The sequence below is a fragment of the Streptomyces sp. TBY4 genome (genome assembly GCF_024213195.1).
Classification (GTDB): Bacteria; Actinomycetota; Actinomycetes; order Streptomycetales; family Streptomycetaceae; genus Streptomyces.
In genome coordinates this window covers 901,914-913,150 of the sequence record NZ_JANAVF010000001.1, presented here as the reverse complement: position 1 = coordinate 913,150, position 11,237 = coordinate 901,914, and the positions used below count along the sequence as shown (strand labels likewise).

Annotated in this window: 9 protein-coding genes; 3 read left to right on the top strand and 6 right to left on the bottom strand. The window is 69.5% G+C overall.

Going from position 1 to position 11,237, the window contains the following annotated elements; genetic code table 11:
- Window positions 1-51: 51 nt before the first annotated feature.
- The gene (locus tag NLX94_RS04240) at window positions 52-540 is read right to left on the bottom strand and encodes a glutathione peroxidase (protein WP_254381176.1); all 489 of its coding nucleotides are present in this window, start codon (window positions 538-540) and stop codon (window positions 52-54) included.
- Between the two features lie 58 nt (window positions 541-598).
- The gene (locus NLX94_RS04235) at window positions 599-1,378 is read right to left on the bottom strand and encodes a hypothetical protein (protein ID WP_254381175.1); all 780 of its coding nucleotides are present in this window, start codon (window positions 1,376-1,378) and stop codon (window positions 599-601) included.
- Between the two features lie 268 nt (window positions 1,379-1,646).
- On the opposite strand from NLX94_RS04235, the gene gcl reads away from it, so the two are divergent.
- Window positions 1,647-3,437, top strand: a complete 1,791-nt coding sequence (gene gcl, locus NLX94_RS04230) for a glyoxylate carboligase (protein WP_254381174.1) — start codon at window positions 1,647-1,649, stop codon at window positions 3,435-3,437.
- A 155-nt stretch (window positions 3,438-3,592) separates the two neighbouring features.
- Here gcl and NLX94_RS04225 read toward each other — a convergent pair whose 3' ends face one another.
- The 4 genes from NLX94_RS04225 to NLX94_RS04210 all read right to left on the bottom strand — a co-directional run bounded on the left by NLX94_RS04225 (window position 3,593) and on the right by NLX94_RS04210 (window position 10,382).
- Entirely contained in the window at window positions 3,593-6,322 is a 2,730-nt protein-coding gene (locus NLX94_RS04225) for a helix-turn-helix domain-containing protein (RefSeq protein WP_254381173.1), read from the bottom strand.
- Window positions 6,323-6,873: 551 nt separating this feature from the next.
- On the bottom strand, window positions 6,874-8,331 hold the full coding sequence (locus NLX94_RS04220; protein ID WP_254381237.1) for a catalase: 1,458 nt from the start codon (window positions 8,329-8,331) through the stop codon (window positions 6,874-6,876).
- Window positions 8,332-8,583: 252 nt separating this feature from the next.
- Complete coding sequence (locus tag NLX94_RS04215) at window positions 8,584-9,474, bottom strand: 2-hydroxy-3-oxopropionate reductase (RefSeq protein ID WP_250740546.1); 891 nt, start codon at window positions 9,472-9,474, stop codon at window positions 8,584-8,586.
- Window positions 9,475-9,548: 74 nt separating this feature from the next.
- On the bottom strand, window positions 9,549-10,382 hold the full coding sequence (locus NLX94_RS04210; protein ID WP_254381172.1) for a TIM barrel protein: 834 nt from the start codon (window positions 10,380-10,382) through the stop codon (window positions 9,549-9,551).
- A gap of 126 nt (window positions 10,383-10,508) precedes the next feature.
- Here NLX94_RS04210 and NLX94_RS04205 point away from each other — a divergent pair, with 126 nt between their 5' ends.
- Window positions 10,509-10,760, top strand: coding sequence for a thiamine-binding protein (locus NLX94_RS04205; RefSeq protein ID WP_254381171.1), 252 nt, complete (start codon window positions 10,509-10,511; stop codon window positions 10,758-10,760).
- The gene (locus NLX94_RS04200) at window positions 10,757-11,155 is read left to right on the top strand and encodes a helix-turn-helix domain-containing protein (protein ID WP_254381170.1); all 399 of its coding nucleotides are present in this window, start codon (window positions 10,757-10,759) and stop codon (window positions 11,153-11,155) included. Before NLX94_RS04205 ends, NLX94_RS04200 begins: the two co-directional genes overlap by 4 nt.
- Window positions 11,156-11,237 lie beyond the last annotated feature (82 nt).

The window sequence follows — 11,237 nt, the reverse complement described above, 5'->3', positions numbered from 1 at the left end:
GGGGCGGTACGGGGCTGCGCGCGCAGCCCCGTACCGCCCCTCGGGTTGCTGCTAGGCCGGCAGCTGCGCCTCGATCGCCGCGATGACCTCGGGGGACTCGGGCTCGGTGCGCGGACGGAAGCGGGCCACGACCTCGCCGGCGGGGGAGATCAGGAACTTCTCGAAGTTCCAGGTGATGTCACCGGCCTCGCCCTCGGCGTCCGGGACCTTCACGAGCTCCTCGTAGAGCGGGTGGCGGTTCTCGCCGTTGACGTCGGTCTTCTCCAGCATCGGGAAGGTGACCCCGAAGCCGGCCGCGCAGAAGGTCTGGATGTCGTCGGCGTTGCCCGGCTCCTGGCCGCCGAACTGGTTGCACGGCACACCGATGACGGTGAAGCCCTTCTCCTCGTACTTGAACTGCAGGCGGGCCAGGCCCGAGTACTGAGGGGTGAGACCGCACTGCGAGGCGGTGTTCACGAGCAGGATCGCCTTGCCCTTGTGCGCGGCGAGGCTGGTGGGCTCGTCGGACAGGGTGGTCAGCGGGATGTCGTACAGGCTCATCAAGCTCTCCTCGGCAGGCAAACGCACGTAAGGCGAACGCGCGCAATACCCCCCGAGCCTAGGCCCCCATGCCGACGAGGTCGTCCGCCGGGTCGTTGACCGGCTGGGGCATGCCCGTGAGGTCCATGACGAAGAGCGGTATCCCGAGGTCGTCGGCGCGGGCGCGGGCGTCCTCCGTGTATCCGGCGAGCGAGAAGTAGACGCTGGTCGCGCAGGCCGTGAGCCCGTTCAGCCAGACGCACTCCACCGCCCTCAGCCCGGCCGGGGCCGTGGTCGGGTCCACCTGGGCGACCAGGCCGGGGGCCCGCAGGTCCACCGCCGTGGAGGGCAGCGGCCGCCCGTCGGGCTGGCGTACGTCCTGGAAGCCGAGCCAGCGCAGGTACAGCGCGGCGGTGACCACCGCGTCCCGGGCGGTACGGATGGTCACGGGCCGGAAGGCGGGGCGGGGCACCGCGGGGTCGGCGGGGGCCGGGCCGACGGGCGGCGTCGGCCCGAAGGGCGCCACCCCGCGAGGGGAGAGAGGGGCAGGGCCGGGCGCAGCAGGAGCGCGCCCGCCCCCGCCCGCCGCCGGCTCCAGCGGATGTACGGGAACCAGCACCACCGTCCCGCAGGAGCCGCACCCCACCTCCGGGTGCGGCCACTCGCTCTCCCGCCCGCAGGCCCCGCACCGCACCGCGACCCAGCTGTCCGTCCAGGTGCGGTGGGTCAGTGCCCGGGGCGGCGAGGCCAGGTCCAGGGGCGGGGTGACCGGGTTCCCGCAGGCGCAGGGGAAGACCGGGGCGGCGTAGTCGTTCTCGCGCAGGCACGCCGGGCAGCGCACCGGTACCGCATCCGCCATCAGCCCCGGACCCCCCTCGTCACTCTTCGTCGCTGTGCGTAGGCCCATGGTCCACCACCTGCCACCGCAGGGGCGGGCAGACCCTCGAATTTCAGTCGAGCCCTGGTTTTTCGTACAACTCGCTGCCCGGGACGCGGCTTTTGGTGCATTCCGAGGTGCCGTACCGCCTTGACGTTGTGGGGAGTCGGCGCTTAGCTTGTTCCGTATAGCAGAACAAAACTTCCGGATTACGGAAAAAGCCTGACCGCCAGACCCGCAGGAGAACTCGATGCCTCGTATGACAGCCGCCGCCGCTGCAGTGGAGATCCTCAAGCTCGAGGGTGTCGAACAAGCGTTCGGCGTCCCCGGTGCTGCGATCAACCCGTTCTACCGCGAGCTCAAGAACGTGGGCGGAATCGCGCACACGCTGGCCCGCCACGTCGAGGGTGCCTCGCACATGGCCGAGGGTTACACCCGCGCCAAGGCCGGCAACATCGGCGTCTGCATCGGTACCTCGGGCCCGGCCGGCACCGACATGATCACCGGCCTGTACTCCGCGATCGCGGACTCCATCCCGATCCTGTGCATCACCGGTCAGGCTCCGGTCTCGAAGCTCCACAAGGAGGACTTCCAGGCCGTCGACATCGCCTCGATCGCCAAGCCCGTCACCAAGAAGGCGACGACCGTCCTCGAGGCCGCCCAGGTTCCGGGCGTGTTCCAGGAGGCCTTCCACCTGATGCGCTCCGGCCGTCCGGGCCCGGTCCTGATCGACCTCCCGATCGACGTCCAGCTGACCGAGATCGAGTTCGACCCCGAGACCTACTCGCCGCTGCCGGTCTACAAGCCGAGCGCCACCCGCGCCCAGGCCGCCAAGGCCCTGCAGTTCCTGCTCGAGTCCGAGCGTCCGCTGATCGTCGCCGGTGGCGGCATCATCAACGCCGACGCCGCCGACCTGCTGGTCGAGTTCGCCGAGCTGACGAACGTCCCGGTCATCTCCACCCTCATGGGCTGGGGCGTCATCCCGGACGACCACGAGCTGGCCGCCGGCATGGTCGGTGTCCAGACCTCGCACCGCTACGGCAACGCGACGTTCCTCGAGTCGGACTTCGTCTTCGGCATCGGCAACCGCTGGGCCAACCGTCACACCGGTTACAACCTCGAGGCTTACACCAAGGGCCGCAAGTTCGTCCACGTCGACATCGAGCCGACCCAGATCGGCAAGATCTTCGCCCCGGACTTCGGCATCGCCTCGGACGCCAAGGCGGCCCTGGAGCTCTTCATCGAGATCGCCAAGGAGCTCAAGGCCGAGGGCAAGCTGCCCGACTTCAGCGCCTGGGCCGCTTCCGCCCAGGAGCGCAAGGCGACGCTGCTGCGCCGCACGCACTTCGACAACATCCCCATGAAGCCGCAGCGCGTCTACGAGGAGATGAACAAGGCGTTCGGCCCCGAGACCCGCTACGTCACCACCATCGGTCTGTCCCAGATCGCCGGTGCGCAGATGCTGCACGTCTACAAGCCGCGCAACTGGATCAACTGCGGCCAGGCCGGCCCCCTCGGCTGGACCATCCCGGCCGCGATCGGTGCCGCCACCGCGGACCCGGAGACCCCGATCGTCGCCCTGTCCGGCGACTACGACTTCCAGTTCATGATCGAGGAGCTGGCGGTCGCCGCCCAGCACAAGGTCCCCTACGTCCACGTCCTCGTGAACAACGCCTACCTGGGTCTGATCCGTCAGGCGCAGGGCGGTCTGGGCATCAACTTCGAGGTCAACCTCGAGTTCGAGAACATCAACACCCCCGAGCTGGGCGTCTACGGCGTCGACCACGTCAAGGTCGCCGAGGGCCTGGGCGTCAAGGCGATCCGCGTCACCGACCCGGACAAGCTGGGCGAGGCCTTCGAGCAGGCCAAGAAGCTGGCCCAGGAGTTCCAGGTCCCGGTCGTCGTCGAGGCCATCCTCGAGCGCATCACCAACATCTCCATGAGCAAGACGGTCGACATGAGCGACGTCACCGAGTTCGAGGAGCTCGCGACCGAGGCCTTCCACGCCCCGACCGCGGTCCGCAACACCCTGCCCGCCTAGTCCCATCAGGCTGGTCTAGCACCACCGAACGGCCCCCGTCCCTCCCCCCGGAGGAACGGGGGCCGTTCCGCGTCCCGTACGGGACCCAGGTCCCGCAGCCGTTCCACCAGGCGGCCCGCCCCGGCCCGCCCCCGGCGCGCGCCCCGGCAGGCGCGTCACTGCCACCGGGCCGTTGGACTGCCATCGGGATCAAGCCCGAAAGGCCAGCGCGCCGTCAGGCCATGCCTGCCCAGGGCGTGTGCATGGCCGGCGTCGGCGGTTTGGCGGGCCAGGGCCCGGGCCGCCACGAGGTCTCCTGCCCTTTCGCGGAAGGCCACCAGACGGGCCAGCGGATTCGGTACCCCGGCTTCGGCGGACCGCCAGGCCAGGGCCTCGGCCGCGGTGCGGTCCCCGGCCTCCTCCCGCCGGACGGCCAGGACGTCCAAGGCGTACACATCGCCCGCGTCGGCCCCCTGCTGGATCAGTGCCGCGGTCCTCTCCTGATCCGCGGCCGTGTGCCCTTGCATGGCCTGGAAGCCCAGCCAGGTCAGTGCGTTCGGATTGCCGTCGGCGGCTTCCCGGGCCAGGACCTCGGCCCCCTCGTGGTCTCCTGCCTCGTCCCGACGGACGGCCAGGCGCGTCAGGGCGTTCCAGTTGCCAAGGTCAGCGGCTTGCCGGGCCAGGGCTTCCGCCCGCTCGCGGTCTCCCGTTTCGTCTCGCCGCAAGGCCAGGGCTTCCAGGAAGGTCGCATCGTGTGCAGCGGCCGCTTGCCGGGCCAGGGCCTCGGCTTCCTCCGGGCATCCGGCCTTCTCGTACCGGCGGGCCAGGAGCAGAAGAGCGCGGGGATCCCCCGCGTCGGCGGCTTCCCGGGCCAGGAGCTCGGCCCCTTCGCGGTCTCCCGCTTCCTCGCACCAGCCGACCAGGAGCCTCAGGCCTTCCGTGTTGCCCGCCCCGGCGGCTTCCCGCGCCAAGGCCACGGCCTCCAGGTGGTCACCGGCCTCCCTGCGCCAGCCGGCAAGCAGCAACAGCGCCTGTGGCCTCCCCGCGTCGGCGGCTTCCCGGGCCAGGGCCTCGGCCCCTTCGCGGTCTCCCGCTTCCTCGCACCAGCCGACCAGAATGCTCCAGGCCGACGGATGGTCTGCCGCGGCGGCCCGGCGGACCAGGGTTTCGGCCCCCTCGTGGTCTCCCGCCCTCCGGCGCCAGTCGGCCAGGAGGCTGAGGACGTGAGGATGGCCCGCGTCGAAGGCCCGCCGCAGCAGGACTTCGGCCTCCTGGCGCTTCCCGGCGCTCGCCAGCCACATGGCCAGGGAGGTGAGGGCCTGCGGATCGTCGTGATCGGTGACTTGACGCATCACGGACTCGGCCTCCTGGTGCCTTCCGGCCTCCTTCAGCCACGAGGCCAGGACGCGGTGGGCGCTCGCATGGCCGGAGCCGACGGCCCGGTGCGCGAGACGGTGCGCCCACTGCGTGCGGTAGCGGACATGGGCTGCGTGGGCCAGGCGGTACAGGTCGTCCGGGTTCGTGAGGTGCGCGTGTGCCGCCTGCCAGAACGAGGCGGGTGGGCACGCCAGGTGGCGGGTCGCACGCCCGTGCTGCTCGAGGTAGTCGGCCAACCGGAACACCGGACCCGGAGGACCGCCGGGTGGCACCACCGCGTGCATGGAATGCTCCGGCTCCGACGGGCGTACGGCGACGCGGCGCAAAGGAGCCTGTTTGCCGTGTACCTGTTCGGCCAGTTCGGCGAACGCGGCGTGCTCCCAGCCGTCGGCCAGGCCGTCGTAGTCGGGGTCGGCGAGATAGCCGTCCGCTGCCTCGACGAGGAAGGCCTGCGTCAGATGCGGGCCGACGCGGAGCCGGCGTGCGTCCATCGCGGCGTGCAGCAGTGCCCTGGCCGCGGGGGAGCCCATCTCGTAGCGGCGCAGCAGTTCGGGGGCACCCGCCAGATCCTGGGTGATGCGCCCATGGGTCCCTGCGCGCGTGAGGGCGTCCGCCAGCAGCCGATCGCCCTCCTGTGCCAGTCGCGTTGCGGTGGCCAGCGACTCGGCATCGAAACCCTCCGGAACGCTCACGGTGCGTCCGGACAGGAGTTCTCGTACGCGGCTGTACGGGTCCGGCCGGCCGGACCCGGGCAGGGCCGTGTACTCACGGGCGTACTCGGGCCAAAGGGTGCCCAACACCAGGACGGGCGCACGCGCTTCATCGGTGAGCAGCGTGTGCAGCGCGGCAGCGATCTGCTCGCCCACCTGCGCATCGCCGACGTAGTGCTGGGCCTCGTTCAGCCACAGCACGGTCCGCGGCCCGACGAACGACATCTCCTTGAGCGCGGCATCCGCGCGCGTGGGGTCGAAGGGATGCCACAGCCTCCAACCGGCACGCGCCAGCGGCCGGATGGCTTCCCAGCAGGCCCGGGTCTTGCCGGTCGACGAGGTTCCTGTCAGGACCACCATGCGGCTCCGGCCCGCTTGAGCCTGTCGCACCGCTTCGGCCAGAGCTCGGTCGTGCTCCCGCGGTACGTAGCCGGGCAGTTGCTGCTGCCTGGGCAAGCCGGCCCCGCGCGCAGCCGTGCCGGCAGGGTGGACCTCCAGGTCATGAGGCTCCCACTGGTCTATGGGCCGACCAGGTCCGGGGTCCTTCGCGTCGCTCGGCTCGGTCCCGTCGATCACGGCATTCCGCCGGAGCCGCAGCAGCTCGTCCGCCGGCCGCCCCAGAGCCATGGCGAGTGCGGCCACCGTCCTGGCGGACGGGACCGGCCCACCGGACTGGAACGCCTCCGACACGGTGGTCCGCCCCATGCCCGTACGGCGGGCGAGTTGTGTCTTGTCCAGCCCGGAGGCGGCCAGCCAGTCGCTCAGGTGCCGGCGCAGCTCGGTGAGAGCCGCATCCGGCCCGTCCTGCTCGTCGTGCACCTGTGCCCCCCCGCACCTCTGAGTGTTCGCCCGTGTGCATCTTCGTTCGCCGCGCACCCCGGCGTACGCCGTTTCCGCGACCTTCGACGGCGTCAACGGTCCATCGCTTCCAGGGAGGCCGGCATGTCCGTCGCCGGGCATGACAAAGAGCCGAGTCACGGGACCGTCCGTGACTCGGCTCTTTGAGTGTGTGTTGCTTGTTACCGCCCGACGGTACGAGGCTGGCGCGACAGGACGTTCGCACCGCCGGGCGGAGAGGGTGGGGGAGGTGGGTTCTCCGTCCGTATATACAGGGGGCTCTGTGCGTGGCCCCCTGTATAGAGGGGAGAGGTGTTTGGCTGGGACCGTGGCGAACGGCGACGAGAACTCCGGCTTCGTCTCCCTCAGGTCAAGAGACGGGCCTCGGAACCCATTACCACCGCACTGGCTCGCACGCTCGCCACGGTCCTCGTCCTGCCCTCACCGCGTACCACCCCTCATCCGGGTCCGCGGTGCGGGCTCAGCACCCGGATCCTGACCTCCCGTCAGGACCCCGGCGCAGCTTGTGTGGCTCAGGCGTCGCGCAGGGCGCGGACGGCCTCCTCGACGCGCTTGCCGTAGTCGGCGTCGGCGGCGTGGAAGTGAGCCAGGTTCTTCTCGATGACGTCCTCGAGGGTGACCTGAGACAGGCCGCCGGCGATGGTCGCCACCAGACGCTGCTTCTCGGCCTCCGACATCAGGCGGTAGAGCTCACCGGCCTGGAAGAAGTCGTCGTCCTTGGTGTGGGCCGGAGCCTCGTGGGTGCCCGTGTAGCCGGTGACGGCCTTCGGGGCGCCCAGCGCCAGGCCGGTCTCGGCCGGACCCTGGTGCGAGTTGGGCTCGTAGTTCTTGTCGTGGCGCGAGCCGTTGCGCAGCGCCATGACGCCGTCGCGGCCGTAGTTGTCGGCCGTCGTCGCCTTCGGGGCGTTGACCGGGATCAGGGTGTGGTTCACACCGAGGCGGTAGCGCTGGGCGTCGGCGTACGCGAAGAGGCGGCCCTGGAGCATCTTGTCCGGCGAGGCGGTGATGCCCGGGACGAAGTTGTTCGGGGAGAACGCGGACTGCTCGACCTCGGCGAAGACGTTGTCGGGGTTCCGGTCCAGGACCAGGCGGCCGACGCGCTGAAGCGGGTAGTCCGAGTGCGGCCACACCTTGGTGAGGTCGAACGGGTTGAAGCGGTAGTCCGCGGCCTCGGAGGCCGGCATGACCTGGACGTACAGGGTCCAGCTCGGGTTCACACCGCGCTCGATGGCCTGCAGCAGGTCGGTCTGGTGCGAGTTGGCGTCGGAGCCGACGAGCTCGGCGGCCTGCTCGCCCGACAGGCAGCGGATGCCCTGGTTCGTCTTGAAGTGGTACTTGACGAAGAAGGCCTCGCCCTGCGCGTTGGTCCACTGGTACGTGTGGGAGCCGTAGCCGTTCATGTGACGGTACGACGCCGGGATACCGCGGTCACCCATCAGCCAGGTGATCTGGTGCGTCGCCTCGGGGGCGTGCGCCCAGAAGTCCCAGACGTTGTCCGCTTCCTGCTTGCCCGTGAAGGGGTCGCGCTTCTGGGAGTGGATGAAGTCGGGGAACTTGATCGGGTCCTTGATGAAGAACACCGGGGTGTTGTTGCCGACGAGGTCGTAGTTGCCCTCTTCGGTGTAGAACTTCAGCGCGAAGCCGCGCGGGTCGCGGACCGCGTCCGCGCCACCCAGCGAGTCGGCCACGGTGGAGAACCGCAGGAAGGTCTCGGTCTTCTTGCCGACCGTGTTCAGGAACGCGGCGCTGGTGTACGCGGTGACGTCGTCGGTCACCTCGAAGTAGCCGTACGCGGCCGAGCCGCGGGCGTGCACCACGCGCTCCGGGATGCGCTCGCGGTTGAAGCGGGCGAGCTTCTCGAGGAGCTGCTGGTCCTGGATCAGGAGGGGGCCACCGACGCCGGCGGTAGCGGAGTTCTGGTTGTCGGCGACCGGGGCGCCAGACTCGGTCGTCAGCGTGCGCTTCGACATGGTGACCTTCCGTACGGGGAACTGCTGACGGAAATCGTCTTCCGTCATGCGGAACAGCCTAATTTCGGCATGAACGCGACGTCAACAGTTTGTTGAAATGAAAGTTGAGGAGAGGTGATCCGGACGGTGCCGGCACTTGGGCGCGACAGGACAGGTGTCAGCACCGGCACCATCCGGAAACTCAGGGCCCCGTGAGCGGGGCGGGTGGCGGCCCTGCGATCGGGGAGATCGGGCCGCCTATCCGAGCGGAGCTCAGATCTGGGCGCCGGAGAGGCGCTCGACCGCGCGGAGCAGCGCGGAGTGGTCCAGGCCACCGTCACCCTGGGCGCGCAGCGAGGCGACCAGCTGGGCGACGACCGCGCCGACCGGGAGGGCCGCACCGACGTTGCGGGCGGCGTCGGTGACGATGCCCATGTCCTTGTGGTGCAGGTCGATCCGGAAACCGGGCTTGAAGTCGCGGTTCAGGAAGTTGGCCTTCTTGCGGGTCAGGACCGTGGAGCCGGCCAGACCGCCGTTGAGCACGTCCAGAGCGGCTTCGAGGTTCACGCCCGACTTCTCGAGGAAGACGACGGCCTCGGCGCACGCCTGGATGTTCACGGCGACGATGAGCTGGTTGGCGGCCTTGACCGTCTGGCCGGAGCCGTGCGGGCCGCACAGGACGATGACCTTGCCGAGGGCCTCGAGGACCGGCAGGGCCTCGTCGAAGTCGGCCTGCTCGCCACCCACCATGATCGACAGGACGGCCTCGATGGCGCCGGCCTCGCCACCGGACACCGGGGCGTCGATGACGCGGATGCCCTTGGCGGCGGCGTTCTTCGCCAGGTCGATCGAGGTCTGCGGGGTGATCGACGACATGTCGATGATCAGCGCGCCGGACTTGGCGTTCTCGAGGATGCCGTTCTCACCGTAGGAGATGGCCTCGACCTGCGGGGAGGCGGGCACCATCGTGATGATGACGTCGGCGTCCTTGACGGCCTCGGCGATCGAACCGGCGGCGGAGCCACCGGCGGCGGCCAGGCGGTCCAGCTTGTCCTGCTCCAGCGTGAAGCCGGTGACCGAGTAGCCGGCCTTCAGGAGGTTCTCGGCCATGGGCGAGCCCATGATTCCGAGGCCGACCCATGCGATCTTGGGGAGGTTGCTCATGATGAGGGTCCTTCTCTTAATGCTTCGTACGAAAAGTTCGTCAGGTGCCTGGCTGTTCGCCCGGACTTTTCCGCTTACTTCGCGGCGCGGGCCTCTTCGGGCAGCCACGCGAAGGAGGCGGCGGCGTCGGCGGCCTTGTACTCGAGACCGACAAAGCCCTGGTAGCCGGCCTTCTGGAGCTGGTCGAGCAGCTCTTCGAGGGGCAGCTCGCCGGTGCCGGGGGCACCGCGGCCCGGCTTGTCCGCAATCTGGACGTGCCCGGTCTTGGCGGCGTACTTTTCGATGACCTCGGAGAGGTCCTCATCGTTCATCGCCAGGTGGTACAGGTCGAGCAGGAACTTGGCGTTCCCGAGGCCGGTGGCCTCGTTCACCTTGTCCACTACCTCGATGCCGGCCGGGGCGCTCACCAGGGGGTAGAGCGGCGACTCGGGCTTGTTCAGGGTCTCGATCAGGAGGATCGCGCCGACGCGGTCCGCGGCCTGAGCCGCCACGACCAGGTTCTTCAGCGCGAGCTCGTCCTGAACGGCCGGGTCCACGCCTTCGACGCGGTTGCCGTAGAGGGCGTTCAGCGCCTTGCAGCCCACCGAGGCGGCGAAGTCCGCGGCCACGTTGATGTTGGCGTTGAAGCGCTCCGACTCCTCACCGGGAACCGAGACCGCGCCGCGGTCCGGACCCGGCAGCTGGCCGGCGTAGAAGTTCAGGCCCACCAGCTGGGTGCCGGCGTCCTCAAGAGCCTTCTTGAGGGCGTCGAGCTCCTCCTGAGCGGGGGTGGGGGTCTCGATCCAGGGCCACCACAGCTCGACCGCCGTGAAGCCCGCTGCGGCGGCGGCCGCGGGACGCTCCAGGAGCGGGAGTTCCGTGAAGAGGATCGAAAGATTTACATCGAAGCGCTGGTCCGTGTATCCCATGAGGGGTGTGCGCTCCTTCCGTATTGCGGAAGTTAGTTTCTGCCTGATGGAAGACTGCAAGCACGGCGGCATGGTTGTCAAGTACCGCCTCCCGAAAAGTCCGGACTGCCAGGTAGCTTGAGCGGCGTGCGATTGAGAGTGGAGTTCACGACCGAGCCCTTCGATCTTGAAGAGGCCCCCGCCCATGCCGTAGCCGCCCGCGAGGTCATCCAGACGGCCCAGCTGGACGCGGTGGATGTCGGCCCGTTCGGCAACACGGCCGAGGGGGAGTCCGAAGCGGTGCTGACCGCGGTCACCGCGCTGCTGCGCAACTCCCTGGAGGCAGGAGCGACGCGCGTTTCGCTCCAGGTCAACGTGATCGGGGAGGAGGCGCCATGACAGAGCCCCGGGACCACCCCTTCGTCGCCGCGGTCAAGCCGCTGGTGGACGCGATGGGCGGCGAGCTGATGGATCCGTCCCTGGCCCAGCCCGACGACGTCGTGCTCGCCTGGGAGGGTCAGGAGCTGCTGGCCGTACGGCTCCCGCAGCTCTCCGACTCGCTGGACCACATCCTGGCCGCGCTGGAGCGCCGGCACGGCGTACCGTTGTCCCAGCTCGACCGGAAGTCCAAGCAGGACGTCGTGCGGATACTGGAGGCGCGCGGCGCCTTCTCGGTCCGGCACGGTGTGGAGACGGTCGCAGGTGCCCTGGGCGTGAGCCGCTTCACCGTCTACAACTACTTGAACCGGGACTCAAACGCTCCCAAAGGGTCCGGAGCGACCAACCAAGAGTGAATCCTGATTGACTCACCGTGACGAGCCGCCGCCCAATTCACCCGGGCGGCGGCTTTTGTGTACGGGAAGTTTCAACAAAGTG

Coding starts and splice junctions, on each gene's coding strand:
- NLX94_RS04240 (WP_254381176.1), bottom strand. CDS start 540: ATGAGCCTGTACGACATCCCGCTGACCACCCTGTCCGACGAGCCCACC.
- NLX94_RS04235 (WP_254381175.1), bottom strand. CDS start 1,378: ATGGCGGATGCGGTACCGGTGCGCTGCCCGGCGTGCCTGCGCGAGAAC.
- gcl (WP_254381174.1), top strand. CDS start 1,647: ATGCCTCGTATGACAGCCGCCGCCGCTGCAGTGGAGATCCTCAAGCTC.
- NLX94_RS04220 (WP_254381237.1), bottom strand. CDS start 8,331: ATGTCGAAGCGCACGCTGACGACCGAGTCTGGCGCCCCGGTCGCCGAC.
- NLX94_RS04215 (WP_250740546.1), bottom strand. CDS start 9,474: ATGAGCAACCTCCCCAAGATCGCATGGGTCGGCCTCGGAATCATGGGC.
- NLX94_RS04210 (WP_254381172.1), bottom strand. CDS start 10,382: ATGGGATACACGGACCAGCGCTTCGATGTAAATCTTTCGATCCTCTTC.
- NLX94_RS04200 (WP_254381170.1), top strand. CDS start 10,757: ATGACAGAGCCCCGGGACCACCCCTTCGTCGCCGCGGTCAAGCCGCTG.